We start from the raw sequence: 25,991 nt of genomic DNA, 5'->3' as shown, positions 1-25,991 counted from the left end.
GTATGAAGAAGAATGCTAAGTCTTCGTTTTTTGAAGGCTGGAATTGTGCTCCAAATATCGTAACTTATGTGCGTATTGCGTTGGCAATTGTTTTTATTGTTTTATATTTGCTCGCAGGTGAGTGGGGTCATAACTCCGTACCAATGCGTTGGGCGGCGTTTGCTGTGTTTGTTATTGCGGCGGTTACGGATAAGCTTGATGGTTGGTTAGCTCGTAAATATAATCAGGTTACCAAATTAGGCAAGTTGCTTGATCCAATTGCAGACAAAGTGTTAATTTTGGCAGCTCTTGTGATTGCTTCTATTTTTGAAGAAGTTATTTGGTGGATTACAATCCTGTTCTTAATCCGTGAAATCAGCATAACAATTGTTCGTTTCTGTGTTATTGGCCGAAATGGTAGGGTTATTGCCGCTTCTTCTGCAGGAAAGTACAAGACTTTAACTCAGGTTATTGGTCTTGCAATGATTATTGCTCCTATGGCTGTTATTTTTAATACTCAAGTTACGCCTCCATGGTGGCTTACGCTTTACTATTCTGTAGCTTTTGCTTTGCTCGGTATTTCTTTGGGCTTTGCTTTCTACTCTGCAGTGCTGTACGTGTACAGTGCTTTCTTTGAGAAGGATTCTGTTGATGATTCTCAAGCAGATAAGCAAGTTAATGAAGCTCCATTGCCGCCGTTGCAATGAATAATTCTTCTCCTGTGTATCTCAAAAACCTAGCTGCGCGCATATTATCTAATAGCGTTCAGCTAGGTTTTCATATTGCTGCTGCCGAATCTTTAACAGGCGGTTTACTTGCAGACGCTTTTGTTTGCGTTCCTGGAGCTTCTCGCGTATTTTGTGGCTCTGCTGTTACTTACGATATTCACGCTAAAACTAAAATTTTAGGCGTCGACGCTCATCTTTTACAGACAGAAGGTGCGGTTTTTAGGGATGTTGCTATGCAGATGGCAGTGGGGGCGTCTCGCATATACCGTGGTGCTGGTTGGGAGTATGAAGATGATTCTTCGGTAGATTCTAGATTTCCAATAATTGGTCTTTCAACAACCGGAGTTGCAGGGCCTGGTCCGGACGGAAGTAAACCTGCTGGATTGGTTTATGTTGGCGTTTTGCTTCCTGAATCTTTTAATTTGCGCGATTTGATTTTGCAAAAATCTAGTGAGCTTCTTGACCTGGATTGTGTTAGCAATATGTGGGATTACATTTCTAAAAAAGATGTTGTTCTTGTTTTTGAACTTAATTTAGAAGGTAGTCGTGAGCAAGTGCGTAAAGCTACGGTACATAATTTGCTTAAAATTTTAGATTATTTACTGTCTGTATTCGAGTAATATTTGAACTTTTGGCTGATTTACAAGCAAGACACGCAGTATCGAACAAATGTTCGCATTTGTAGTATACTTGAGATTGTTGAGATGATTGCAGCGCGCTCAAGCGTCATGGTGAATATTTAGCTTTAGCTTTTATCCACATTGCTCAAAAGCGCTTGCAGCAGCATCGCGTGTCGAACTAATGTCGTTCGATACATAACGGCATGCGAAAGGAGTAGCAAACATGGCGCAAACAGCAAAAGGTAAAAGCACTGTTGATCGTCTTATTGATGCAGATAAGGCAGATCCTCGTCGTCAAGCCGCGCTGGAAACTGCATTAGCTAATGTTGAAAGACAATACGGAAAAGGTTCTGCAATGCGCTTGGGTGACAGGCCTATGCAAGGTGTAGAAGTGATTCCTACAGGTTCAATCGCTTTGGATACTGCTTTGGGTATTGGTGGTGTTCCTCGTGGACGTATTGTTGAAGTTTACGGTCCAGAATCATCTGGTAAAACAACTCTTGCATTGCATATTGTTGCTAATGCTCAAAAAAACGGTGGAGTAGCAGCGTTTATTGATGCAGAGCACGCTTTGGATCCTGTGTACGCTAGAAAACTCGGTGTAGACACTGATGCACTTATTGTTTCTCAGCCAGACAACGGTGAGCAGGCGTTGGAAATTGCGGATATGCTTATTCGTTCTGGCGCTTTAGATGTGATTGTTGTTGATTCTGTGGCAGCTTTAGTTCCTAAGGCTGAAATTGATGGAGATATGGGAGATAGTCACGTTGGTTTGCAGGCTCGCTTAATGAGCCAGGCTCTTCGTAAAATGACTGGTGCTCTTTCTCAAGCTGGAACTACCGCTATTTTTATTAATCAGCTTCGTGAAAAAATTGGTGTATTCTTCGGCAATCCTGAAACAACTACTGGTGGTAAGGCTTTGAAATTCTACGCGTCTGTGCGTATGGATATTCGTAGAGTTTCCACTATTAAAGAGGGCGAAGAAGCTATTGGTAATCGCACTAAAGTTAAGATTGTTAAAAATAAGATGGCTCCGCCATTTAAAACTGCTGAGTTTGATGTTTTGTACGGTGAAGGTATTTCCACAGAAGGTTCTGTTATTGACATGGGCTTGCAGGCTGATGTTATTAAGAAATCCGGTTCGTGGTTTACTTACGAAGGTGAGCAACTCGGTCAGGGTCGCGAAAACGTTCGTAAATTCCTAAAAGATAATCCAGCTATTACTGAAGAAATTAGCGAAAAGATTAAGGCAGCATTAGGTTTAATGCATCCAGATGATCAATTTGCTGAGGATCCAGAATTGGATCGTGCAGATGAATCTTCTGATGCTAAAAGTTCTACTGCAAAATCTTCAGCAGAAAAGTAATAGAAGATTAGCGTATAAAGCGAATTGATATGGTGATTAGTGTAGCGAGTTTTCTTCGCAATCATCCAGTAACGCTTACTAGAGAAGGTGATGAAAGTAATGACGTCACTCTTAATACTCGTAGGCGCACATCGCGTAAATCATCACGTTTAAGCGCAAAAACTAATACAAACAACATGCCGTATGTAAAAGGCGCTAACAAGTGTGATTTAAACGATAAGAATTTCGCAAGTGACGAGCTTTGCGCGAGTAACAAGCCTTGTGAAGGTGATGAAGATGATTGTAGGGAAGCAGCTTTAAGACTTTTAGATTATGCTCCTCGCTCTGTAGCAGATATGCGTCAGCGTCTTAAAGAAAAAGGATACTGTGAAGTTGTTGTTGATTCGGTTATTAATCGTTTAATTGAATTGCATCTTCTTGATGACAATCAATACGCTCAAATGGTAATTCGCTCTTGCGTAGTACGGCTTCTTGGTGCTAGAGCTACACGCATGGAATTGCATCGTAAGAATGTTGATCCTGACGCTATTTCGAAATGCGTGGAGTTAGCTCAAAACTCTGGAGTATTTACTGAAGCAGCTTGGGAGCTTGGCCGAAAAACTGCTCAACGTACGAAAAATCTTGAGCCTTTAGTTAGAAGACGCAGATTTTTTGCAGCTGCTGCTAGAAAAGGGCATGATTTAAACGTTATTAACGAAGTATATGCCGCTTTGTTTATAAGTGATAATGAATAATAAAAGAGGCTGGTTTCTAATAAGCCAGCCTCTTTTTATTGTTTTTATTGTTTTTACTATTTTACTATTTACTGTTTTACTTTTCCTTTACCTAAATCGCGTTCATTTAGCGAAATTATTCGCCTGCGTTTGAACATAGCTAGGCATTTGTGAAATATCAATAACATCAGTAAAACGTGGCGTCTTATTTTCAAGTTCTCTAAGCATGCTTGGAGCTTTCGTTCCTGTTGCTTCACTAAGAGCATCCATGCATTGGAAATCATCCATATCTTTCACATTCTTAAGTCCTAAAGCTTCAGCCACTACGCGCGGGAACTTATAAGGGCTTGCAGTGCTTAAAAGCACTCGCGGCACGTTTTCATCATGCGGAATATGCTGCATAACAAAGTATCCGCAAGCAGTATGAGGGTCAATAACATACTTGTACTTGTTCCAGCAGTCAGAAATAGCTTCGCGAATCTGATCCTCATTTGCCCAGCCACAGCCAAAAATAGTTCGTATTTTTGCAAGCACGTTTTCTGGAATCTCAAAAGCGCCCCACTGAGCTAAATCATTCATAAGCATTTGTATTAAACGCGTGTCTTTATCGCACATGTAGTAAAGCATTCGTTCCAAATTAGAAGAAACCAAAATATCCATAGAAGGAGCAACAGTGTGATGGAATGGGCGCTGACGGTTATAAGTTCCGCTTACCAAAAAATCGAATAAAACATTATTGCTATTGCTTGCAACAATAAGATGTTTTACAGGAAGACCAAGCATTTTTGCGTAATATCCAGCAAGAATATCGCCAAAATTACCGGTTGGTACGCAAAACTCAACTTCGTCGCCAAGAGCTATTGCTTTACGCTCAACAAGCTGCTTATAAGCCGCAAAATAGTATACGACTTGTGGCACGAGTCGTCCAACATTTATTGAATTAGCAGAAGATAATTCAGTGTTCGAAGATTCTTCAATATTTTTATTAAGATCACTATTCGTGAAAATCTGTTTTACGCCAGTTTGAGCATCGTCAAAATTGCCTCGGACTGCGCAAACTTGCACGTTTTTACCAGCTTGAGTTGTCATTTGCAATTCTTGAACACGGCTAACTTTTCCTTCTGGGTAAAAAGTAACCATAGAAGTGCCTGGAACATCGGCAAAACCAGCCAAAGCTGCTTTTCCAGTATCTCCAGAAGTTGCGGTCAAAATCATAACATTCTGATTATTGTTTGATTCAGATTTTTCGGTTTTGTTTTGGCTGCGGCTCATAAGCTGTGGAAGCATTTGTAAAGCCACGTCCTTAAAAGCGCAAGTAGGACCGTGGAAAAGTTCCATAACAAAATCGCGAGTATTTCCAAGCTGACGAATTGGAGTAATGTCAGAGTTAGACCATTGGTCTGCGTATGCAAGCTTTACGCAATCAGAAAGCTCTTCTTGAGAGTAATCAGGAAGCAAGATTTGCAAAATATCTTGAGCTATTTCCTGGTAGGATTTTCCTTGCAATTTAGAAATATCATAACGCTCGCTACCAAGGCTATCAGCTACAAATAATCCGCCGTCTTCGGCAATACCTTGACGAATTGCCTGCTTAGCAGTGCAAGTTGGAGTAGTTGCGCGCGTGCTATGAAAAATAGCTGTATCTTCTGCCATAATGTCTCCGTAACCGAATAATCATATGGAATATTTGTGCAAATTATGCATCGTCTTATAAAAATATGCTACCCGAAGCGCTGGGCGAACGGGCGTGTGCTAATCTCATAATTATGACAACTCTTGATTCTAAACAGGAAAATGAAGCCAATAATCTACAGGTGGGAGCGTTGAGCGTTGACAATTTAGTTAATGGGCGCGCGGATTTAGCAAGGTTTGCTTGGCGAGATTTTTCTAAAACGGATACTAGAACAAAAAATGAGCTTCTTGAAAAAATGGCAGACGCTTTGGATTTAGCAGCTTTAGATATTGCTGCCGCTAATGAAAAAGATCTTAAAGAAGCCGAAGCTAAAGGAATGGATGCTGGAAAGCTTGACAGGCTTAAATTTGACGAAAAGCGTGTGAAAAATTCTGCTCAAAGCGTAAGGAAAATTGCGCAATTGCAAGATCCTGTAGGAGAAGTTGTTCGCGGATACACTCTTCCTAATGGTATTAAACTTTCGCAAGTTCGTGTGCCAATTGGTGTTATGGGAATGATTTATGAGGCTCGCCCAAACGTCACTATTGATGTTGCAGCTTTGTGTTTAAAGTCTGGTAATGCTGCAATTTTGCGAGGCGGAAGTGCGGCTCAAAATACGAATCAAAAAAGCATTGAGATTATTGGAAGTGTGCTTAAAAAAGCCGGTTTTAGTGCAGATTTAATTCAGTCGGTTGACGATTTAGGTAGGTCGGGGGCAACGGCCATGATGCACGCGCATGGTCATATTGATGTTTTAGTTCCGCGTGGTAGTGCGAATCTTATTGCTACGGTTGTTAAAGAGTCTACAGTGCCGGTTATTGAAACTGGTGCTGGAAATGTGCATATTTATGTAGATAAAAGCGCTGATATTAAAAAAGCTATACCGATTGTTATTAACGCAAAAACTCAGCGCGTAGGCGTGTGTAATGCGGCAGAAAAATTATTGGTAAATCGCAATATTGCGCAGGAATTTTTACCGCAAGTTGGCGCTGCTTTAGCTGAGCATAATGTTATTTTGCATGCTGACGATAAATCTTACGAAATTTTGCAATCTGCTAATATTGCAGGTTTACAGCTTGAGCATGCAACTTGCGAGGATTGGAAACGCGAGTATTTGTCTCTAAATATGGGCGTAAAAATTGTGGACGATGCTTTTGATGCTGCAAATCATATAGCGAAGTATTCTACTGGGCATACGGAAACAATTATTGCTGAAGATTACGAAACGATTCAAAGTTTTATTGCGAATGTTGATTCTGCAGTGGTGATGGTGAATGCTTCAACGCGCTTTACAGATGGTGGAGAGTTTGGTTTTGGTGCTGAGCTTGGAATATCGACGCAAAAATTGCATGCAAGAGGCCCTATGGGATTGCGTGAGATGACAACAACCAAGTGGATTGGCTACGGCAGCGGTCAGATACGCGAGTAGTACTGGTTTTGATAGTTACGTGGCGGTAAGGTAAGAGTATGCCTAATGATATGCCTAAGAATGATGTGAATATAACTCCGGCTGAAGCGCTTAATATTGCGGCTGAGCGTTTGTCGATTGTGCGCTATGTGTTTTTGGTGCAAATTGAGGATGGTATTGCCTCCGCGCAACAGCGTTCCTCGCTTGAATATGCGGATGCTGTGCTTATGGGATGGCCGGATGCTGATGCAAATGACGTAACGCTTCCTGAAGATGATGCGTTTTCTAGCGTTCTTGAGCAAATGGGTCGAATGGAAAAGAATATTCGTGAATTTAGTGCTTTAGAGCGCAATAATGATGTTGATGCAATGACATCAATGCTTGTTAAAATCACTGAATCTGTGGCAAAAATTCGCGGCACGTATCAGCCTGATTTCCCTCTTCCAACTTTTGCTGAAATTCAGCGTGTTGTTAAGGACGAGTGGGATGAGGAGATGGGGAATATTAACCCAGATAGTGCGAATGATGCTTCTGGGGTGGTTAGTGAAACTGAGGCTGAAGATAAGGAATCTGAAGCGAATGAGTCCTGAAAATAACACGGATGCGCAGCGGCGAATGTCTGACCTGTTTCAAGGTTCGTTTACCGGAAAAGAATCGGCTCCTCCTGCGGTAGCAACTTCTATGCGAAAGCGCACTTCTGCACGCGGTAACGTTCATGAGCGTCAGCGTATTGGCATTATGGGTGGAACTTTTGATCCTATTCATAACGGCCACTTGGTTGCGGCTTCTGAAGTTGCGTGGGTTTATGATTTGGACGAGGTTATTTTCGTGCCAACTGGTAGGCCTGTTTTTAAGCTTGATAAAAAAGTTACGAATGCTGAGGACCGTTATTTAATGACGGTTATTGCAACGGCTTCTAATCCTAAGTTTACTGTTTCTAGGGTTGATATTGACCGTCCAGGAGTTACTTACACTATTGATACTTTGCAAGATATTCACGCGCAGCATCCGGATGCGGAGCTTTTCTTCATTACTGGAGCGGACGCTGTGGCGGAAATTATGCAGTGGAAGAATGCGCGCGAAATGTGGAATTTGGCGCGATTTGTGGCAGTAACTCGCCCAGGGTATTCTAGGCCGGAAAAGTTGGAGTCTAATTTGCCTTTTATTACTAGGCAGCTGAATGTGAACAGTGCTGGAAATGTTGCAAATTATGACGATATTGTTCACTGCGATTCTGAACATTTGCCGGTTGATATTTTGGAGATTCCAGCATTGTCGATTTCTTCTACGGATGTTCGCCGTCGCGCTGAGCATGGTGAACCAGTATGGTATTTAGTTCCAGATGGAGTTGTGCAGTACATTGTTAAGCACGGCTTGTATAGGTCGTGACTATTTACTTTTTCGGCTTGTCGCCGCAAGTCTGCGCAAAAAGTTAGTATTAAGTATGTTCATTTCGCGAACTAAAGCGAACTAACGTTTGGAGATATGGTGAGCATCGTCCTTGAAGGAAAGCCAGATAAAAACCTTGTTCTCGTTACTGGTCGCGCCCATCCGAAGCTTGCTCGTGATGTAGCAGACCAGCTTGGCATTGATGTATTGGAAACAACGGCATACGATTTTGCTAATGGTGAAATGTATGTTCGTTACACGCAGTCGGTGCGCGGTACGGATGTGTTCGTATTGCAGAGTCACAGCGATCCTGTTAACAAGTCCATTATGGAACAGTTGATTATGATCGACGCTTTGAAGCGCGCTTCTGCTCGTTCGATTACTGCAGTTTGCCCACTTCTTGGCTATTCTCGTCAGGATAAGAAGCATCGCGGTCGTGAGCCTATTTCTTGCCGTTTGATGTTTGATTTGCTTAAGACTGCTGGCGCTGACCGCATTATGAGCGTTGATTTGCACGCGGCTCAGTCTCAAGGATTCTTCGACGGTCCGGTTGACCACTTGATTGCTATGCCTGTTTTGGTTGATTATGTGCGTGATCGTTTCCGTGATGATCTTGCAAACGTAACTGTTGTGTCTCCAGATGCTGGCCGTATTCGCGTGGCTGAACAGTGGGCGCAGCGCTTAGGCGGCGGTCCTTTGGCTTTTGTGCATAAGACTCGCGATATTACATGCCCGAATAAGGCTGTTGCAAACCGCGTTGTTGGTGACGTTGCTGGTCGCGATTGCGTTATGGTTGACGACTTGATTGATACTGCTGGCACTATTGCTGGCGCTTGCAACGTGTTGAAGGAAGCTGGAGCTAAGTCTGTTACAGTTGTTGCAACTCACGGCGTGCTTTCTGGCCCTGCGGTTGAACGTTTGAAGGCTTGCGGCGCTCGCGAAGTTGTGTTGACGGATACTGTGCCTATTCCGGAAGAAAAGCGTTGGGATGGTTTGACTGTTCTTTCTATTGCTCCTCTTCTTGCAAGCGCAATTAAAGCAGTATTTGAAGATGGTTCGGTTGCGAAGCTTTTCGACACTTATCCGGAGCATCACGGTCAAGGCTTCCTATTTGCGTAAAATTAGTAATGTGCGTGTGACAGTAATAAGTGATTTAATATCCGTACATTTTTATTGCTGTACATTTTGGTTGTTATTTGCTTAAGATGACACTAGCGGCTTTGCTGCTGCACACATTGACCAAGATGCCCAACCTCTGAGCTAGGGCTTTCGTTTAATTGCGTTGCTGATTTTACTTTGATTGGTTAGTTGTGCGGGGTGGAAATTGCTTGGTCGAGCAATATAAAAGCGGAGCGATAGTAATATCTTTTTGATAAATAAATATTTTTGAAAGAAAGTAAGTAAAAAACTAAACTTAACTATGCAACCGCTAAGTCCAAATAAGGTATAAGAGTGTAGCGCTGCGAGACAAGTAATTTGCCACCCACGCACACCTCACCAATGAAATCAGCACACGCACATTAAACTGTCTAATAATGTGCGCCACGCCAAATTTGACGAAGTCAATTCGTGTGGCATAATAGTGACTTGGCGGTTTTTCCGCCGTTCCCTCATGGTGTAATGGCAGCACACGGGTCTTTGGAACCCTTTGTCTTGGTTCGAATCCAGGTGAGGGAGCTTATACAGGCGCTACTTGTTTTGCAAGTAGCGTTTTTGTTTTGGATAAGCGTTAAGACGTAATAGAATTAAATCAGTAAGAATATTATTTATACAACATAAGGAGCATGCGTGGAAAAGCATGATGTAGCTGCGGCAATAATTTTGGCAGCAGGTGATGGGACGCGTATGCGTTCAGCAACTCCGAAAGTACTGCATCCGTTTGCTGGAAAAACTTTCTTAAATCGTGTTATGAATGCTGTGGCTGGCGTAAATCCAAATAAGCTGGCTGTAGTTGTGCATGCTCAGGCTGAGCGTGTAACCGCTGCCGCTGTTAGCTATAACGAAAATGTGCATATTGTGAATCAGGACGAAACTCCTGGAACTGGCCGCGCAGTTCAGTGCGCTATTAAAGATCTTAACGAAATCGCTAAAAAAGAAACTGGCGAAACGCTAAAAGGTGCTGTGTTAATTGCAGCAAGCGATATGCCTCTTTTGGACACTCAAACTCTTCAATCTTTAGTAGATTTTCACAATAATCATGGTAATGTTGCAACTGTTCTTACAGCAGTATTAGACGATGCTACTGGCTACGGCCGTATTGTTCGCGAAGCAAACGGCGATGTTTTGCGAATCGTAGAGCATAAAGATGCAAATGCTGGAGAGCTTGCAATTAAAGAAGTAAACACTTCCGTATACGTATTTGATGCCGATGTGCTAAGTGATGCAATCGCAAACTTAAATTCTCAAAATGCTCAAGGCGAGTTTTATTTAACGGACGCTTTGGAGCATGCTAGAAAGTTTGGTCATGTGGGAGCAATGTCTGCTCCAGATCCGCTTAGCGTAGAAGGCGTAAATACGCGAGTGCAATTGGCTGCGCTCGCAAAAGCTTATAATAGGCGCGTGTGCGAGCATTGGATGCTTGAAGGCGTAACTATTCTTGATCCGGATACTACTTGGATTGAAGATGACGTAACTCTTGCTCAAGATGTAACTGTTCTTCCTGGCTGCTTCCTTCAGGGTCATACTACTGTTTTAAGCGGCGCTGTTGTTGGCCCTTATACGACTCTTATTGATGCGCAAGTTGACGAGGATGCTGTAGTTGAGCGTTCGCGCGTGCAAGAATCGCATATTTGCAGGGCTGCTAACATTGGTCCGTGGACGTATTTGCGCGCAGGAAATGTGCTTGGTGAAGAAAGTAAGGCCGGCGCTTTTGTGGAAATGAAGAAGGCGCATATTGGTAACGGCACTAAGGTTCCGCATTTAAGCTATATTGGCGATGCAAACTTGGGCGAGCGTACGAATATTGGTGGTGGCACGATTACTGCAAACTATGATGGCGTGCATAAGAATCATACGAGTATTGGTTCTGGTGTTCACGTTGGTGCAGGTAATCTTTTTGTGGCTCCAGTAAATGTGTCTGATGGCGTAACTACGGGTGCTGGCTCTGTTGTGCGTCACGATGTTCCAGCTGATTCTATGGTGTATTCGGAAAATACTCAGCACGTAATTGAAGGCTGGAAGCCTAGCTGGGAGCGTTAAATTATTTATAAAAGGCTTTAGAAGGCGGTAGATTATGGTTGATTTTGTTGAAAACGTTGCGAGTAACGTAAATAATTCCATTAATAGTGCGCATGAAGGAATTGCTCGTTCTGTTATGCTTATTCGCCACGGTCAAACTCCGTATAATGCACAGTTCCGTTTGCAAGGCATGATTGATATTGCTTTGGATGAGTCTGGAATGGATCAGGTGACTCGCTCTGGAAAAGCTTTGCGCGTGCTTTTTGGTGCTTCTGATTTAGAAGATCCAAAGGACCCGAACAGCACTGAACACGTGCGCATTACGCCAGAAGAAGCGGACGCGAGTTTTGTGGCGATTGTTTCTCCACTTATTCGTGCTCAACAGACTGCTCATGCTTTTGCAGATAAGATTGGGCTTCATGTGCATGTTGAAAATGGTGTGCGCGAGCGTTTCTTTGGCGAGTGGGAAGGTTTGAATCGTCAGCAGATTAGCGAGCAGTGGCCGGAAGATTTCAAAGCTTGGGTTGAAGGTAAAGGCGGGGAGCTTCGTCATGGTGCTGAAGCTAAGCAGGAAGTAGGAGAGCGCGCTGCTGCTGCAGTAGAAGATTGGACTCGCAAAACTGGCGCAGACCGTGATTTGCTAGTATTTTCGCATGGTTCCTGTCTTTCGCAAACTGTTCATAAGCTGCTTGGATTAGATAAAGTAGATCCTTCTTACAAGACGATTGGCGGCATGGGAAACGGCCGTTGGGCGCGCTTAATTCCAAGTCTTAACGCTGATGGTTCGATTCATTGGCGTTTGGATGCTTATGATCAAGGTCCTGCAGCTGACCCTACAAGCCAGCGTCTTATTCGCATTTGGGGTGCTGCGTAATCTCTCCTTTACCGCTTAATTACCGAAAGCTACCGTTTAGCGATTTTGTAAAGACAGACTATTTACAGTGCCGTATAGTCAAAATTACAAAACAAAAAGCTAACAAACGCTAACAGTAGTGTACGGAAAGGAGGCTTGATGAAAGTAACTATTGCTATCGTTCCGCCTGAGGAAGAGCAGTCAGTTCAGTTGTCAATTCACAATATTGACGATGAGCTTAAGCACATTATCGCTCAGTTACAAAGCATTGACTCCAATGATGCAAATGTAAGAAGTGCTGAAAATAATACTGAAATTAATACTTCAGATAAGTTGAGCAACAATAATCCATTCATATACGGTTATATTAACGATTCGATTATTGTTATGCACGAGCCAGATGTGATTATGATTTGCGTTGAAAATTCGCGCGTAATCATTCACGGTGATAAAGGCGAGTGCGTGTCTTACAAGCGCCTAATGGATTTTGACAATCCGCAATTCGCGTCGTTTGTGCGCATATCTAAATCCGCAATCGTGAACTTGAATCGCATTGTTCGAGTCGATCCAGGATTTGGTGGAAGTATGAGCGTAAAAATGGACGATGGAAGCGTTGAGTGGATTAGTCGCAGATGCTTAGCTGGGTTCAAAAAGCGCTTAGGGATGTAGTTATAGTAATAACGAATGTAGCTAGAATGTAGTCAAATATAAAACTATCAAAATTTTAATACTGATTTTTTTTAATACTAGATTTTAATACTTAAAAGGAAGCGATTATTATGGAAAAGCAAGTTACAACTTTAGGTAAAACAATTGTAAAAAATATTGCTAAAGGCATTAGCATAGGATGCATTATTTTTACAGTAATGTCTTTTATTTCAAGCCTGTTAGCGCATAGCGCGGTTGGAAACAGAATTGCATCTTATGCTGTAGCCGCGTTTGTTATAGGCATAGGCTATGGAGTATTCGCTATTTTTTGGTCGAATGAACGCATGTCAAATCTTGCGAAGTTCGTTTTTGCGCTAGTTCCGCCAATTGCTATTCAATTTATTGTGTCTGTGATTGTTGGATGGATTTCATTTAAAGATGATCCAGCGGTGATTTGCGGATGGATTGCGTTCACTGTTATTTTACCGATTCCTATTGCTGCAATAATTTATTACTTCGAGAAGAAGAAAGCGGAAGAAATGAATGTTAGGTTGCAAGCATTGCGTAAAGAAAATAAGTAAATTAGAAACAACTAAATAATTAAATAAAGAATTGAGTGGTGTTCATCTTCGCCGTTGAGGACGAACGCCACTCGATATTGTATTCCGCTTGCTTGAAACGTACTAATTCGGCGTTTTGCGAAAGCTATAAATTAATCTTTTGCGATTGTTTTGCCGGCAGTAGCTCCAGAAGTCAAGTCCTGAATCTCAGTGATTTCCATAACTGGAACTGCAGCTGGCTTCTTTGTGCCTTTTTCTTCGGCCACACGAACCTGCTCCTCGTAAATTGCGTCATCGGTGTGAAGAGTTACGGTTCCACGGAAGCGATAACCCTTCTTTTCTGCCAAATTAGCAAAAGCAACTACTAGCTGGCTGCCGTCTTGCAAGTTCTTATAATGCTGACCTGCAGTGCGCTCGTGGTAGGCAAGGTGGTTGTCGTCAAGCACGAACATAGACATTTTTGGTCCTAAATCAAGTTCGCCATCTTTGCTTACTGTTGCAATCCAAGCCAAATTATTAGCAATAAATTCTTTCATATCTGCATTAAGAGTTGCCATAATATTTCCTTTCGTTATTAGTAAAATTGCGCGCGTCTGTGGTGTGCAATTAAACAAGTCATTACTTTTACATTACGCTTCTTTAGAAGAGTATACGAGTGTGTGCTGCAAAAAATTACGCAGTTGTGATATAAATCACCGAATTTTATAAAAATTACTTATGTGAAAGATATAAAGCAAAATAGTTAAGTATATCGGTTTTATGAAGCGCGTATCGGAAATTTTCCTGAGGAACGCCGAAAAGTTGTACTTTTCCCGATTTTATGGCTAATCTGTGTATTTTATAAACTAAATTCACTAAATAAAAGAAAATTTTAAGGAAGATACTTTAATGAAGTAACTTTTATGAAGCGGCTTTAAGGAAGCGACTTTTATTAGTGGATTAACTTTTATAGTTGAAGGGGAGGCATTATGAAAGCTGATGGTGAAGCAGCTAAATCAATAGTTGATAAATCTGGCATGCCTAAAGGGAACAGTGTTCATATTTCTCAACTAATGTTGTTAGTTTGTGCTGCTATTTGGGGTGGCAGCTACGTTTCTTCAAAGTATGCTCTCGAAGTTTTTCCGGTTCAATGGCTTATGGGAGTGCGCATGATTGGTGCGTGCGCGATTATGTTTATAATTTTTTTCGGCACTCTTCGTAAAACTTTTACAAAAAAATTGATTATTCCTTCGCTAATAACTGGTGTTACATACTATGCGACTTTAGTTTTGCAAACTGAAGGATTGCAAACAATTGATCCGGGTCGTAGTGCTTTTCTTACTGCAGCCTACTGCGTTATTACACCATTTTCAGCTTGGCTAATTGTTAAGAAAAAGCCTACAATACTAGGTTTGATTGCTGCTGTAGTTTGTGTTGCTGGCGTTGGTTTTGTGGCTTTAAAGCCAGGAATGTTCGCTCTTACGCTTTCTTATGGTGATATTCTGACTCTTGTATGCGCTGCAGTTTTCGCTTTTAATCTTACGTTCCTTGCGTATTATTCAAGAAAATATAATCCTGTAACTTTAACTTTTGGACAATTTGTTGTTTCAGGAGTGCTGTTCTTAGCTGGAGCGTTAATTTATGAGCCTTTGCCTAATTTCAACGGCGCGGATAATCTTTCTATTTTTGCAAACATGTTCTACTTAATTGTTGTGGTGACTGTTGCTGCGCAAATTATGCAAAACTATAGTTTGGTTAATCTTTCTACGGCAAACGCATCGGTTATTATGTGCACTGAAAGCTTATTTACTCTACTATTTTCTACGCTGCTTTACCATGAGTATGTGTCAAATATGGCATTTGTGGGATTTGCTTTAATATTTGCAGCCATTATTATTGCAAGCTTGGGCGAACATTATGGAAGCAAAGAAAGAACTAAGTAGATTCCTAAAATAGCTATCCAACTCATGCCTTGAGTGATACCATCGTTGTGAGTGGTAATTTGTAATTTGTAATAAGTTTATACATATTGCATTTATGTTTCGCAATACATTGTTAGGTAGTTAAGGTAAACACGTGAAGAATTTCTTCAAAGGCATATCATTTACGCAGGTTTTAGCGGGTTCGCTGGCAGCAGTGACCTCGTTTTTGCTCGCTTCTAAAATTGGTATTGCCGGTTCGGTTATTGGTGTGGCTATTGGTTCGATTGTGTCGGCTGTGGCTTCTCAGCTGTATCAGAATGTTATTCACGCTTCTTCTCGCAAGTTAGCTGAAGCAAATCCTAAGAATCTTAATAATTCTGATTCTGCTGGCACTTCTGACGCTGCTGGTTATGCTAATGATTCGAAGCAATATAAAGATAATGTTCAAACTCTTAACATGCATCCTGTCTACAATGTTGAAGTAAGAAATGCTGGATATAAAGTCGCGGGAGATGATGCTCGTATGGCGTATTCTAGGCAAAATAGTGAAGTTAATTCTGGGCGAACTATAAGCTCTGAAGCTAAAGATCCAGAATTAGAAAATACGCGACTTTTAGAGCTTTCTGCTTTACGAGAGCAGCGCGAAGAAGATATGGAATTGTCGGAAGGCGAGTTGAGTCAGCCTGTGCCGTTATCTAAAGCTATTCGCGATTCTAATTATGCTAACGAAAGTAATTTAAATCGACCTAAGAATAGTTATGCTGCAACTATTGCTATAGCTGTAATAAGCGCTTTAGTTGCTGTTGTTGTTACTGCAGGAATTGTTTTGCTTTTTACGCAAGGCAAGGGAACGGACAATATTCAGCCTCAGCAGATTCAGCAGAAGCCTAAAAATCAGGTAAATCCTCAACAAAATAGCAATAATGGCGTTGAGCATAAGAAGCCGTCTGATAGTGATTCAGAAAATCAGGATTCAGAAAAAGAGGATGAAAACAACGGTTTACATTCCCGCGATGACTCAGATTCTAATTTAGGAAATTCTACTGACGGTGAGCCTGGTGGTGATAATTCTTCAACAAGTGGCGGATCGCATTCTGGAGAATCAACTTCGGGAAGTAACTCAAGCGGGGAGTCCTCCTCGTCGTCAACTGCTCCTGGTGGTGCTTCAGGTAGCTCTTCTAACGGTGGTTCAGGATCTTCTTCAGGGGGAGCTTCAGGCGGAGCGTCTACTTCTGGAAATGCAGAAAATTCCGGTAGTTCAAACGGTAATTAAGTAGCGATATTTTTAGTAATATTTAAGCTGATTCGACACGCCGCATTTGGATAGAGCGCTAATTTGTTGTATTCTATCAAAGGTTCGCTTGAACAGCATAACTAAAAATGGGGCTATGGCGCAGCTGGTAGCGCATCTCCATGGCATGGAGGGGGTCGGGGGTTCGAATCCCCCTAGCTCCACGATTTATCTCGGCAGGTTACATAATTTGCCGAGATTTTTTTTTTATTCTTTTTTCGCCACGCCGCAATTCTGTATGTTTGTCGCTAAGTAGTACTAATAATGAACACCATCGACCAGAGGTTGCGCTCAACAAGAGTAGTAAGTATGAGCTCGGAAAAGCGTTGATTACTTACAAAAGGGGAGAGCGCCGAAGTTTACTGCTGATTTCCAAAGGTAGTATGCTGGGACTTGGTTTAATAAACCAAGTACTGTCGCAGCGATTTCGGCATTCGCTGCGGAGCGCTATCGACACGCACGCTGTTGCTTGTTTTGCCTCTGAGACGACATAAAAGGAGGAAAAATGAGTAATAGTTCATTACCATCTACTGCTGAACAAACTTCTCAGCAGAATCACGATGTTCATCGTGCTTTGAAAACACGTCATATTTCCATGATTGCTTTAGGCGGCAGCATTGGTACCGGTTTATTTGTTGCTAGTGGTGCAACAATTCACATGGCTGGTCCTGGCGGCGCTTTGCTTGCGTACGGCGCAATCGGCATTATGGTTTACTTCCTTATGACTTCTCTTGGCGAAATGGCAACGTTTATGCCAATTAGTGGCTCGTTTGCTTCGTACTCCGGACGCTTTGTTGATCCTGCTTTAGGTTTCGCAATGGGCTGGAACTATTGGTTTAACTGGGCTATTACGGTGGCTGTAGACGTTAGTACTGCAGCAATTGTTTTGCAATACTGGTTCCCGAAAGTGCCAATATGGATTTTCTCGCTTTCGGTTCTTATGCTTATTTTGCTGATTAACGTTCTTACAGTTAAGTGCTTCGGCGAAACAGAATACTGGCTTTCTATTGTGAAAGTTGTTGCGGTTATTGTGTTCCTCGTTGTTGGCATGCTTACAATTGTTGGCATTATTGGCGGCAAAGCTCCATTCTTGCAAAACTTTACGCATAAGGATGCTCCGTTTGCCGGTGGTGTTCCTGCAGTGTTGTGTGCGTTTGCTATTGCCGGCTTCTCGTTCCAAGGAACTGAGCTTATTGGTATTACTGCAGGCGAGTCTGCAACTCCAGAAAAGAGTATTCCAAAGGCTGTAAAGCAAGTGTTCTGGCGTATTCTTCTTTTCTACATTCTTGCGATTTTCGTTATTGCATGCATTATTCCTTACACCGATAAGAATTTGCTTGGATCCGAAGTAACTGATATTGCTATAAGCCCATTCACACTCGTGTTCCAGCGTGTCGGTTTTGCAGCCGCTGCAGCAGTTATGAATGCCGTTATTTTGACTTCTGTTATTTCTGCAGCAAATTCTGGAATGTACGCTTCTACTAGAATGCTTTATGCTCTTGCAAAAGACGGTAATGCTCCGAAAGTTTTCGGCAAAGTAAGCTTCCGTGGTATTCCAGTTCCAGCTTTGATTGCAACATTTGTGGTGGCTTTGTTCACGTTCTTCATGAGTATTTTTGGCTCGCAAATATACATGTTCTTGGTTGCTGCAAGTGGTTTAACAGGCTTTATTGCTTGGGCGGGTATTGCTTTAGCGCATTACCGCTTTAGAAAAGCGTATGTGGCTCAAGGACATTCTTTGGACGATTTAGTGTACCGAGCAAAGTGGTATCCTTTTGGTCCGATTGTTGCGTTCCTTTTGTGCGTTTTGGTTATTGTTGGCCAGGATTTGCACTCATTTGCAACTCTTAACTGGCAGGCTATTGGCATTACGTACATGTCTGTGCCACTGTTCTTGATTTTGTACGTTGGATACAAGATTAAGAATCATACTAAGGTTATTCCGCTTGAAGAAGTTGATTTAGCCGGTATTAAAGCTGCTAATCAAGTAAAAGCTTAAGAAAGTATTTAATTTATAAAGGCACAAATAAAGCTCCCAACGGATTCGTTGGGAGCTTTTATATTGAGTCAGATAACAGCGCAATATGTTTTATTGTCTTCTTTTTCTTTTTGCTACTATATCCGGTTTTTTAGAAGGATTTTGTCTACTTTTGTATCACTGTTTGAATCTTTTTGACCATCATTTTCTTTAGTATTTCAGTTGCTGCCGCTTCCGGTGCTTCCACTTCCGCTTCCGCTGCCATTTCCGGTGCTGCCGCTTCCGGTGCTTCCGCTTCCGCTACCGCTACCGCTGCCGGTGCTTCCGCTACCGTTTCCGGTGCTGCCGCTTCCGGTGCTTCCGCTACCGCTACCGCTGCCGGTGCTTCCGCTACCGCTACCGCTGCCGGTGCCGGTGTTGCCGTTTCCGGTGCTGCCGCCGTTTTCGTCTCCGTTGCCGCTGTTGTTTTTGTTTTTGTCTTTGTCTTTGTCCTTGTTCTTGTCCTTGTCTTTGTCTTTGTCTTTGTCTTTGTCTTTGTCTTTGTCTTTGTCCTTGTTCTTGTCCTTGTCTTTGTCCTTGTTCTTGTTCTTGTCCTTGTCCTTGTCTTTGTCCTTGTTGTTATCCTTAGGTGTGGTATTCGTCTTTTGAGGAATAATGTTAGAGCGCCTAATCACACTGCTGGTTGTTTTCTGTATTTCCTTTTTCTCTTCCTTCTTTTCTTCTTTCTTATCTTTGTCTTCAGCTTTTGTGTCAACGCTATCTACTAATTCAATAGCTAAAGCTCTAATTTCTTTTGCTTTAACCGCATACCATTCAGAAGCTGCCAAAGCCTCAGCGCTTTGGCTACCAAGCTCTTCCGGAGAGTTTGCTGTGCAGCTTACAGCTTCAGGAGTTTTCTCTTTTATTATTTCCGCAAGCTTCTTGCCATTTTCAGACTTATCTTTCGAAAGCTTAATAAGAATTCTGTTTTTTACTAAAGCGTCCCACGTTTTCTTAGCTTTCATAACTTGGGCAACTTTAACTTCGCACTGTTTACGTGCAGCCTTTGTGCGCTCGGTTTGTTTTACGTACCAAAATGCGCCAAGTGCGCTAAGAGCTAATGCAAGTACAACAATACCTACAATAAGGATGATTAGCTTCTTCTTTTTGCCTTTATCGGCACTTTCGGAGGTGTGTTGAATCATTGTTTTCCTCTGTTTGTTAATGATTGCCCAATGCGTATCTTCTGATGACACATTTGTATCTATTTTACGACAAAGCTTTTAAGTTAGCCACTTTGTTAGGCGTATATCTTGTTGATATTTGAGGGTGTTGCCTTAAGCCTAATTAGCAATTCGCGGGGTATTCTCGTGTTTTTAAAAACAAAAAAGCCACTGGACTTCCAGTGGCTTGATGGCTCCTGCGGCTGGGCTTGAACCAGCGACCATTCGATTAACAGTCGAACGCTCTGCCAACTGAGCTACGCAGGAATATTTTGTGCAGGCTTACTGCCGCGCACAAGACATTTATATTACACGGAATTTTTGAAGATGCAAATATGGCGTGTTTTGGCGTGTCGAAATAGTGATTATAAGCATATGTTTTATCCACAATGCGCTAAAAGCTTATGATTTTGGCAAATTAGCTGCAAAACTTTTATAAAAGTCGCTTTATAAATATTTATGGGGGATATATGTGTATTCGCAAAAATTATGAATTATATTGCCGAATAGCTGCCTGCTTGGGGATTTTTATAATCTCAGTTATTTTATTAGATACGCTGTTTTCGCAATACGAAATGCAGCAAAATAATCCTGCTAAATACTACGCTTCTAAATCTTTAGGCGTATGCTGTAAAAGCTGCGCTCTTGCTAAAAGTTTTTATAGTGAAGAAACATGCAAATCTGCTATGAAGTGGCCGGTAAAGCCTCCTCGTATTGTAAAAGCTTTTAATCCGCCGCCTAAGCCTTGGATGGCTGGGCATCGCGGTGTGGATTTAGCAGCTTCAAAAGGAACTCCTCTTTATGCTCCTGCAGATGGTGTTATTAGTTTTGTTGGTAAAGTTGCTAGAAAGTCTGTTGTAACAATTAGGCATGGTGAGCTTACTTCTACTTTTGAGCCTGCGGTAACAAATCTTACTGTTGGAGTGTTTGTAAAGCAGGGGCAAAAATTTGCTCATGTTGAAGGTGGGTCGGATCATTGCGCAAATCGCTGCGTGCAATGGGGTCTAAAACGAAAGAATCGTACTTACGTAAACCCTGCAAGTATGACTGCTCGCAAAAAAATCGTTCTTAAGCCAGTCAACTAAATAGCATAATTAATATTCATATTTGTAGAAAACTGAACAAAATCTGCGTCAATCTTGTAGATATTGCCATAGTGTGAGGGTGTGAACAGCGTATAGTAAAGATTAATATCGATTATGCAACACAGGAGCGCATATGCAAGAATATTCTCGTCCACTTGATGAAGCTATTGATACAGATGTTAATATTTTTTCTCTGCTAGAAGATCGAGTTTCTCGCTGCGCGAATGATTCGTTAATTGAGTATGTTGATTCTTTAGGTTCGTGGAAGTCTTATTCTGCTAAAGAATTTCGAGATATGGTAGTTGCTGTTGCTAAAGGTTTTATTGCGCGCGGAGTTATGCCGGGGGATTCTATTTCGATTATTGCGCATACCTCATGGCAGTGGACGGTTCTTGACATGGCTATTATGTCTATTGGCGCTTTAACCGTGCCAATTTACGAAACTAGCTCATCTATTCAAATACAGCATATTGTTGAGGATTCTAAAGTTTGCTCAATATTCGTTGAGTCTGCCGATATGCTTCCAAAAATAGAAGCTGTTAAGGATGATTGCTCTACTCTTCACGACGTTTATGTTATAAACCGTGGAGCGCTTGATGCTTTTATTGAGTACGGTAAAACTGTAACTGATTCGGAGTTTTACGAGCGAGTTCACGCGGTTTGCGGAAGTGATTTAGCAACAATTGTCTACACTTCCGGTTCAACAGGCGAGCCTAAAGGAATTGAGCTTACGCATAGTAATTTTGCTTTTATTGCAAAGTCAGGCGTTGTTTCTATGCCAGATATTGCCTTAAAAGGTAATCCTCGCTTAATGCTGTTTTTGCCTCTTGCTCACGTGTTCGCAAGATTTATGCAATTCTTCTGCTTTGCTGGAAACGTTACGCTTGGTTTAACGAGCAATTTGAAAACAGTTTTGTCTGATTTTCAAACGTTTAAGCCGACTTTTATTCTTGGCGTTCCTCGTATTTTTGAAAAAATCTATAACGCTGCTTCGCAAAAAGCCGGCAGGGGAGTTAAAGGTTTTATTTTTGCTTATGCGGCAAAAGTTGCGCGTCAATGGTCTTATTCTCAGCAGTCTAAAGCGATGGTTCCACCTATGCTTGCTTTAAGCCACGCATTATGCAAAAAATTAGTTTATAAGCCACTTTTGCAAGTCTTTGGCGGTTCTGTTTCGTACGCTATTTCCGGAGGCGCTCCTCTCGATATGTCGATTGCGCACTTCTTTAACGGCATCGGTTTGCCTTTGCTTGAAGGTTACGGAATGACTGAAACTTGCGCTCCGTCTATGGTGAATCCTACAAGCGGATACCGTATTGGAACTGTTGGCTTGCCGGTAAAAGGCGTGTCTGTTGCAATTGCGGATGATGGTGAGCTGTGTATTAAAAGCCCAGCAGTATGCAAAGGGTATCATAATAATCCGGAGCTTACTCGTCAACAAATTGTAAACGGCTGGTTGCATACGGGTGACTTTGGTTCTTTAGATGATGACGGTTTTGTGCGTATTACCGGCAGAAAGAAAGATCTTATTATTACGGCTGGCGGAAAGAATTTATCTCCAAACGCGTTAGAAGCTTCGTTAATGTCTTCTCCAATTGTTTCTCAAGCGGTTGTTATTGGAGACAGAAAGCCATTTGTTGCGGCGCTTATTGCGCTTGATTTGGCGGAAGTAAATTCTTGGCTTGCTTCCAGAGGAGCGTGCAAAGTGCGCTCGCTTAAAGAAGCGTCAGTAAACGGAATTGTGCGTGCAGAAGTTGAGCGTGCCGTCACTAAAGCTAATTTGCTTGTTTCTAGGGCGGAGTCTATTCGTAAGTTTGAAATAGTGCCGGACGCTTTTACGCAAGATAACGGTCTGCTTACGCCAAGCTTAAAAGCTAAACGTCAGGCAGTTGTTGAGCGTTACCACGAGCTTATTGAGCGCGTTATTTACGCTCCTCGAAAGCACTAAGCGTAACTTTACAATCCTGCATCAGCTAGGGAAATGTAGCCCGGGTCTATTAGGCGAGCCTTCAAATTCGTTGCACTAACTGCTATCAGCTGTTCATAAACAGTTGGAACCGTAATTCCAGGCTCAATTGTCGATTGTTTTGTTGCAATCTTTGTAGAAAGATTTCCGGTGCTATTTAACGAATCGCACATTTCTGTAATATCTTTACTAATCTGTGCCTGATGCTCAATAGTTGTCATCCACTGCTTGCCGCTTACAATATTTGGCATAATATTCTTGTATGCTCCGTAGCCGGTTATTGCAGGCCATTTTTTTGCGTTAGCAGCATCGTTAGCATCTTCGGACTGTTCCTTGCTAATTTGCGCGTCTTTTGCGTTCTTATTGGAGCTGTTTTTAGGAGAAGGAACAGGGCGCTTAATAAGATTTCTTTTACCAATGAAGTTTCCAATAACATTCGGCAAAGTAAACGAAGGATTTATGTCTGCAGCGCTTCCTTCGTAGCCTAAATCGCTTAAAGTTTGCGAAGCTTGCAAAGCAACTTGATCGTCAAGAGCAATAATGCCGTCAACATGCATTGGTGAAGGAGTTAGAAGATTATCGTTTTTAGTAATACGATTCTTCAACTCAGTTTTTACAGCATCCGAATTATCTGCGTCAAAAGCAACGTTAATCCAGTCTTTTTCGCTACTATTTGCATGCAATTTTCCGGAAGTGCTAAGCAGAGTGCCAGAAGCAAAATATGGTCTAAGTACTTTCCACATTCCTGCAAAAGCTTCTTTTGCAAACTCGTCTTCTAACTGTGTTGAGGAGCTGTTATCTGCATTATCTTTTGAACTATTTTCGCCACTATTTTGAGATTCTTGATTATTATTTGAGGAAGAATTTTGGTTTTCACTGTTAGAATCTGCATTATTTGAGTCAGAATCGTTTGAACCGTTTGAATCGTTTGAGTTTTGACCGTTTGTGCCACTATTAGTTTTTGCGTGCAAATTTATATTTTTCTGATTGTGGCATGGCAAAAGAACTTCAATATAGCGCGGATTTTCGCGAGTAGCACGGTCGAGAGCAAGTTTTTGAACTAATGTTTCTGCTTGAGTTTCGCCAATGCTACTAGCGTCAGAAAGGTGGAAAAGAACATCTGGCTTAAATCCTGGAATTGAACGCGAAAGCATAACTACGTGCATTCCAGATTTTTGAGCAAGTCGAAGAGATGAGGCTAAACGCTTTTGAGAAAGAAGAATATTTTTGTCTGTGTCTTCAGAATCGTTTTTACCCGCTAAAAGACCCTGCTTATTTTTTGTGTCTTCTGTTTTGTTTGACGTAGGCAAAGTTGCGTAATCCCCATAATTATTATTGCCATTCTTATTAGTCCATGGAGCAATAACAATAGTGGTTTTACTCAGCTTCTTCTTAATTTTTTCGTTTGAATTGCCAGTATTTTGCTTATTTTTATTGTTATGATTTTCTAAATGCAATGGTGTTAGCAAATTCACAACATAATCCTGCACGTCTTGACTCTGCTGCGAAAGACTAGAAGAAGTTTTTGTAGTAATAGAATCATCGTTAAAACCCTTATTTTTTAAGTCTTTAACGATTTCTGGAACAAGATGATCCCATGTGCTTAGTGGCTTGTGTCTTGTTAAAGCTAAACCATCTGAAGGGGTGAAAATAACAACATTTCCGCGATACGTTTGCTGCACGTTTTTAGGACTGGAAGAAGTTTTAGAAGTAGTTCCGCATGCACTAACAACAAATAGTGTTGAAACTAGTGCTGTTAGCACAACTATAATTCTTTTCCAAGTGCTTACACGCAAACGAATCATACTAATGGCCTTTCGTAATTTTTACGATTAAGTCTTTAAATGTTTTATTTGTTTACTGCTGAAAATCAGCTATTTAATAATCTTCTGCACATTTCTCGATACTCGCTTACGTATCCGCCGCCAAAGAATACGCAGTGGCCTGCAATAGGGTAGAGCTGCCAAATAATCATGCGCTGCTCAAAACCTGCCTTAAGTGGATGTACAGACTGGTATCCGTCCAAAATCTGCTTAAAATAGCTGATTCCAAACAGGTGAAGCATAGCTAAATCTTCTTCGCGGTGCCCGCCGTGGGCTGCAGGATCAATCAGCACAGCCTCAGTATGCTCTCCATCCTCGCTTTTAGTCCACAAAACGTTTCCGCTCCACAAGTCGCCGTGAACGCGCGCAGGCTTATCTTCCGCAGTCTTTCCTAATAAATCAGGCAGCGCATCAATAACTTCGTTCGTAAGAGCCAAATCGCTTTTAGTAAGCTCTCCGCGAGCAATCCCAAGCTCAACCATAGGACGCAAATGCCCATCCGCAAGATAGTCAATAACGTTATTCCACTCGCCAGTTGGCATATTAACAGGGTCGCTTAAAGGTCCAAAATAGCATGTTCCATCATAATCAGCAGGAGCTTGACCAAAATATTTCGCACCATAGTCGTGCATGTGTGCAAGAGCTGCACCGAACTCAAAAGCAGCTAAAGGAGTTGGGGAAGCAGTGTCAATTCGCTCAATATTAAGGTAGTCGTTTCCCCAATCAAACACTTTTGCAACTCTAGGGCCGCCAAACTTATGGGCTTCTTGCAACCATTGCAAACCCTTGCCTTCGCATTCAAAAAAACGCTCAGGTGCGTATAATCTGCTTTTTTTATACACATTATTGTCCATAGCAGCCTTCTTAACGTACTAGCATATACAGCTTATGCATATACGGCTTATCGTTACACACTTAATAAATATTTTACGAATAAACTAAATTATTCCCAATCTCACTATTTTACTGAAGTATTAGCACAATCAGACAAGCTGTGTTTAAATGCAGGGCAGAATGTTTTTGCAAACTGATAGCCAAAAAGCAATCCTGCTAAAAATAGTGCAGAACCCAAACCGGTGTAAAACACTGCAATAAACTGTTCGGGAGCTATGTTGGTTGCGCGCAAAACAATTCCAAAAGTCATCATAAAAGCCATGATTATAAAAGATTTAACGTCAAAGAATTTGAGGAAAAATTGTTTTTCTTTGTATGCGAGGATTCTTTGAGTATGTTTTTTAACGAGTTTTCCAAAAATCAGGAATTGGAATATTGCAAAAACAACTAGAGACAAAGCGTAATTCAGCGGTTGCAAATAATTCTGGTAAGCCAACAAGCCAATCTTAAGAATATTAAAACCAGCAGCGCCCCAAACTAAGCAAGCAATAAGTAGTAACGTATTTTTTTGTACTTTCAATTCACAACCTCTTTAATATTTATAGTTTTATTGAATTTTACCTAATTTTCTAATCTTTATTCGCTTAAAAAGTTTATTTACTATTGTAATGATTTATTTTGCAAAATAAGCATAAAATCTTAATTTTGTGCGCGTATTAGGAAAACTTACGTTAAAACTACATATTTTCTCAATAAAATATCAATAAAACTTGTAAAAAGTGTTGCATAATGACTGCATAA

23 protein-coding genes, 3 tRNA genes and 1 riboswitch are annotated in these 25,991 nt (G+C 41.5%); of the genes, 19 read left to right on the top strand and 7 right to left on the bottom strand.

Features of this window, described 5'->3' with window-relative positions:
• The first annotated feature begins 2 nt into the window (after window positions 1-2).
• From pgsA to HXT35_RS01625, 4 genes are all read left to right on the top strand, one after another.
• A complete protein-coding gene (gene pgsA, locus HXT35_RS01640) occupies window positions 3-686 on the top strand; it encodes a CDP-diacylglycerol--glycerol-3-phosphate 3-phosphatidyltransferase (RefSeq protein ID WP_421788239.1) in 684 nt (227 codons plus the stop codon).
• Window positions 683-1,327, top strand: coding sequence for a CinA family protein (locus HXT35_RS01635; protein ID WP_421788237.1), 645 nt, complete (start codon window positions 683-685; stop codon window positions 1,325-1,327). The genes pgsA and HXT35_RS01635 overlap by 4 nt, the downstream gene beginning before the upstream one ends.
• A 223-nt stretch (window positions 1,328-1,550) precedes the next feature.
• Window positions 1,551-2,693 (top strand): recombinase RecA, encoded by a 1,143-nt coding sequence (gene recA, locus HXT35_RS01630; protein WP_421788235.1) that lies wholly within the window; start codon window positions 1,551-1,553, stop codon window positions 2,691-2,693.
• Window positions 2,694-2,722: 29 nt separating this feature from the next.
• Window positions 2,723-3,427, top strand: a complete 705-nt coding sequence (locus tag HXT35_RS01625; protein ID WP_421788233.1) for a regulatory protein RecX — start codon at window positions 2,723-2,725, stop codon at window positions 3,425-3,427.
• A 102-nt stretch (window positions 3,428-3,529) separates the two neighbouring features.
• Here the strand turns inward: HXT35_RS01625 and thrC are convergent, their stop codons facing one another.
• Window positions 3,530-5,059, bottom strand: coding sequence for a threonine synthase (gene thrC, locus HXT35_RS01620; protein WP_421788231.1), 1,530 nt, complete (start codon window positions 5,057-5,059; stop codon window positions 3,530-3,532).
• A gap of 113 nt (window positions 5,060-5,172) precedes the next feature.
• Here thrC and HXT35_RS01615 point away from each other — a divergent pair, with 113 nt between their 5' ends.
• From HXT35_RS01615 to HXT35_RS01575, 9 genes are all read left to right on the top strand, one after another.
• A complete protein-coding gene (locus HXT35_RS01615) occupies window positions 5,173-6,507 on the top strand; it encodes a glutamate-5-semialdehyde dehydrogenase (RefSeq protein ID WP_421788229.1) in 1,335 nt (444 codons plus the stop codon).
• A gap of 38 nt (window positions 6,508-6,545) precedes the next feature.
• Complete coding sequence (locus HXT35_RS01610; RefSeq protein WP_004137492.1) at window positions 6,546-7,076, top strand: hypothetical protein; 531 nt, start codon at window positions 6,546-6,548, stop codon at window positions 7,074-7,076.
• Window positions 7,066-7,875 carry a nicotinate-nucleotide adenylyltransferase gene (gene nadD, locus HXT35_RS01605; RefSeq protein ID WP_421788227.1) on the top strand — a complete coding sequence of 270 codons (810 nt, stop codon included), beginning with the start codon at window positions 7,066-7,068 and terminating at the stop codon, window positions 7,873-7,875. The genes HXT35_RS01610 and nadD overlap by 11 nt, the downstream gene beginning before the upstream one ends.
• Window positions 7,876-7,971: 96 nt before the next feature.
• On the top strand, window positions 7,972-8,994 hold the full coding sequence (locus HXT35_RS01600) for a ribose-phosphate diphosphokinase (RefSeq protein WP_032843399.1): 1,023 nt from the start codon (window positions 7,972-7,974) through the stop codon (window positions 8,992-8,994).
• Between the two features lie 487 nt (window positions 8,995-9,481).
• Window positions 9,482-9,552 (top strand) — tRNA-Gln (locus HXT35_RS01595).
• A 111-nt stretch (window positions 9,553-9,663) separates the two neighbouring features.
• A complete protein-coding gene (glmU, locus tag HXT35_RS01590) occupies window positions 9,664-11,073 on the top strand; it encodes a bifunctional UDP-N-acetylglucosamine diphosphorylase/glucosamine-1-phosphate N-acetyltransferase GlmU (protein ID WP_004127038.1) in 1,410 nt (469 codons plus the stop codon).
• Window positions 11,074-11,107: 34 nt separating this feature from the next.
• Window positions 11,108-11,926 carry a histidine phosphatase family protein gene (locus HXT35_RS01585; RefSeq protein WP_116971100.1) on the top strand — a complete coding sequence of 273 codons (819 nt, stop codon included), beginning with the start codon at window positions 11,108-11,110 and terminating at the stop codon, window positions 11,924-11,926.
• Between the two features lie 138 nt (window positions 11,927-12,064).
• Window positions 12,065-12,574: a LytTR family DNA-binding domain-containing protein gene (locus HXT35_RS01580; protein WP_064340409.1), complete on the top strand. Its 510-nt coding sequence runs from the start codon at window positions 12,065-12,067 to the stop codon at window positions 12,572-12,574.
• Between the two features lie 110 nt (window positions 12,575-12,684).
• Window positions 12,685-13,134: a DUF3021 family protein gene (locus HXT35_RS01575; RefSeq protein ID WP_421788225.1), complete on the top strand. Its 450-nt coding sequence runs from the start codon at window positions 12,685-12,687 to the stop codon at window positions 13,132-13,134.
• A 131-nt stretch (window positions 13,135-13,265) separates the two neighbouring features.
• Here the strand turns inward: HXT35_RS01575 and HXT35_RS01570 are convergent, their stop codons facing one another.
• Window positions 13,266-13,670, bottom strand: a complete 405-nt coding sequence (locus HXT35_RS01570; RefSeq protein WP_004127046.1) for a pyridoxamine 5'-phosphate oxidase family protein — start codon at window positions 13,668-13,670, stop codon at window positions 13,266-13,268.
• A gap of 459 nt (window positions 13,671-14,129) precedes the next feature.
• On the opposite strand from HXT35_RS01570, the gene HXT35_RS01565 reads away from it, so the two are divergent.
• From HXT35_RS01565 to HXT35_RS01550, 4 genes are all read left to right on the top strand, one after another.
• Window positions 14,130-15,035, top strand: a complete 906-nt coding sequence (locus HXT35_RS01565) for a DMT family transporter (RefSeq protein ID WP_421788367.1) — start codon at window positions 14,130-14,132, stop codon at window positions 15,033-15,035.
• A 133-nt stretch (window positions 15,036-15,168) separates the two neighbouring features.
• Window positions 15,169-16,287: a hypothetical protein gene (locus tag HXT35_RS01560; protein ID WP_421788223.1), complete on the top strand. Its 1,119-nt coding sequence runs from the start codon at window positions 15,169-15,171 to the stop codon at window positions 16,285-16,287.
• Between the two features lie 109 nt (window positions 16,288-16,396).
• A tRNA-Ala gene (locus HXT35_RS01555) sits at window positions 16,397-16,469 on the top strand.
• 106 nt (window positions 16,470-16,575) lie between these two features.
• Window positions 16,576-16,763, top strand: a riboswitch (Lysine riboswitch).
• Between the two features lie 47 nt (window positions 16,764-16,810).
• Entirely contained in the window at window positions 16,811-18,304 is a 1,494-nt protein-coding gene (locus HXT35_RS01550) for an amino acid permease (protein WP_004127052.1), read from the top strand.
• A gap of 197 nt (window positions 18,305-18,501) precedes the next feature.
• Here HXT35_RS01550 and HXT35_RS01545 read toward each other — a convergent pair whose 3' ends face one another.
• Together HXT35_RS01545 and HXT35_RS01540 are read right to left on the bottom strand one after the other, a co-directional pair.
• Window positions 18,502-19,467: an ATPase gene (locus HXT35_RS01545; protein ID WP_421788221.1), complete on the bottom strand. Its 966-nt coding sequence runs from the start codon at window positions 19,465-19,467 to the stop codon at window positions 18,502-18,504.
• Window positions 19,468-19,676: 209 nt separating this feature from the next.
• Window positions 19,677-19,752, bottom strand: a tRNA-Asn gene (locus tag HXT35_RS01540).
• 203 nt (window positions 19,753-19,955) lie between these two features.
• Here HXT35_RS01540 and HXT35_RS01535 point away from each other — a divergent pair.
• Both HXT35_RS01535 and HXT35_RS01530 read left to right on the top strand, forming a co-directional pair.
• Window positions 19,956-20,570, top strand: a complete 615-nt coding sequence (locus tag HXT35_RS01535) for a M23 family metallopeptidase (protein ID WP_004127056.1) — start codon at window positions 19,956-19,958, stop codon at window positions 20,568-20,570.
• A 133-nt stretch (window positions 20,571-20,703) separates the two neighbouring features.
• Window positions 20,704-22,515: an AMP-dependent synthetase/ligase gene (locus HXT35_RS01530; protein WP_004127058.1), complete on the top strand. Its 1,812-nt coding sequence runs from the start codon at window positions 20,704-20,706 to the stop codon at window positions 22,513-22,515.
• An 8-nt stretch (window positions 22,516-22,523) separates the two neighbouring features.
• Here HXT35_RS01530 and HXT35_RS01525 read toward each other — a convergent pair whose 3' ends face one another.
• The 3 genes from HXT35_RS01525 to HXT35_RS01515 all read right to left on the bottom strand — a co-directional run bounded on the left by HXT35_RS01525 (window position 22,524) and on the right by HXT35_RS01515 (window position 25,770).
• Window positions 22,524-24,338: a hypothetical protein gene (locus tag HXT35_RS01525; protein ID WP_004127060.1), complete on the bottom strand. Its 1,815-nt coding sequence runs from the start codon at window positions 24,336-24,338 to the stop codon at window positions 22,524-22,526.
• Between the two features lie 65 nt (window positions 24,339-24,403).
• Window positions 24,404-25,210 carry a fructosamine kinase family protein gene (locus tag HXT35_RS01520; protein ID WP_421788219.1) on the bottom strand — a complete coding sequence of 269 codons (807 nt, stop codon included), beginning with the start codon at window positions 25,208-25,210 and terminating at the stop codon, window positions 24,404-24,406.
• 104 nt (window positions 25,211-25,314) lie between these two features.
• Window positions 25,315-25,770, bottom strand: a complete 456-nt coding sequence (locus HXT35_RS01515; protein WP_004127064.1) for a hypothetical protein — start codon at window positions 25,768-25,770, stop codon at window positions 25,315-25,317.
• Window positions 25,771-25,991 lie beyond the last annotated feature (221 nt).

This window comes from Gardnerella sp. DNF01141, from assembly GCF_049244255.1.
In the GTDB taxonomy this organism is placed as follows: domain Bacteria; phylum Actinomycetota; class Actinomycetes; order Actinomycetales; family Bifidobacteriaceae; genus Bifidobacterium; species Bifidobacterium vaginale_E.
This window is presented reverse-complemented; position numbering and strand designations above follow the sequence as displayed.

Coding starts and splice junctions, on each gene's coding strand:
- pgsA (WP_421788239.1), top strand. CDS start 3: ATGAAGAAGAATGCTAAGTCTTCGTTTTTTGAAGGCTGGAATTGTGCT.
- HXT35_RS01635 (WP_421788237.1), top strand. CDS start 683: ATGAATAATTCTTCTCCTGTGTATCTCAAAAACCTAGCTGCGCGCATA.
- recA (WP_421788235.1), top strand. CDS start 1,551: ATGGCGCAAACAGCAAAAGGTAAAAGCACTGTTGATCGTCTTATTGAT.
- HXT35_RS01625 (WP_421788233.1), top strand. CDS start 2,723: ATGGTGATTAGTGTAGCGAGTTTTCTTCGCAATCATCCAGTAACGCTT.
- thrC (WP_421788231.1), bottom strand. CDS start 5,059: ATGGCAGAAGATACAGCTATTTTTCATAGCACGCGCGCAACTACTCCA.
- HXT35_RS01615 (WP_421788229.1), top strand. CDS start 5,173: ATGACAACTCTTGATTCTAAACAGGAAAATGAAGCCAATAATCTACAG.
- HXT35_RS01610 (WP_004137492.1), top strand. CDS start 6,546: ATGCCTAATGATATGCCTAAGAATGATGTGAATATAACTCCGGCTGAA.
- nadD (WP_421788227.1), top strand. CDS start 7,066: ATGAGTCCTGAAAATAACACGGATGCGCAGCGGCGAATGTCTGACCTG.
- HXT35_RS01600 (WP_032843399.1), top strand. CDS start 7,972: ATGGTGAGCATCGTCCTTGAAGGAAAGCCAGATAAAAACCTTGTTCTC.
- HXT35_RS01585 (WP_116971100.1), top strand. CDS start 11,108: ATGGTTGATTTTGTTGAAAACGTTGCGAGTAACGTAAATAATTCCATT.
- HXT35_RS01580 (WP_064340409.1), top strand. CDS start 12,065: ATGAAAGTAACTATTGCTATCGTTCCGCCTGAGGAAGAGCAGTCAGTT.
- HXT35_RS01575 (WP_421788225.1), top strand. CDS start 12,685: ATGGAAAAGCAAGTTACAACTTTAGGTAAAACAATTGTAAAAAATATT.
- HXT35_RS01570 (WP_004127046.1), bottom strand. CDS start 13,670: ATGGCAACTCTTAATGCAGATATGAAAGAATTTATTGCTAATAATTTG.
- HXT35_RS01565 (WP_421788367.1), top strand. CDS start 14,130: ATGCCTAAAGGGAACAGTGTTCATATTTCTCAACTAATGTTGTTAGTT.
- HXT35_RS01550 (WP_004127052.1), top strand. CDS start 16,811: ATGAGTAATAGTTCATTACCATCTACTGCTGAACAAACTTCTCAGCAG.
- HXT35_RS01545 (WP_421788221.1), bottom strand. CDS start 19,467: ATGATTCAACACACCTCCGAAAGTGCCGATAAAGGCAAAAAGAAGAAG.
- HXT35_RS01535 (WP_004127056.1), top strand. CDS start 19,956: ATGTGTATTCGCAAAAATTATGAATTATATTGCCGAATAGCTGCCTGC.
- HXT35_RS01530 (WP_004127058.1), top strand. CDS start 20,704: ATGCAAGAATATTCTCGTCCACTTGATGAAGCTATTGATACAGATGTT.
- HXT35_RS01525 (WP_004127060.1), bottom strand. CDS start 24,338: ATGATTCGTTTGCGTGTAAGCACTTGGAAAAGAATTATAGTTGTGCTA.
- HXT35_RS01520 (WP_421788219.1), bottom strand. CDS start 25,210: ATGGACAATAATGTGTATAAAAAAAGCAGATTATACGCACCTGAGCGT.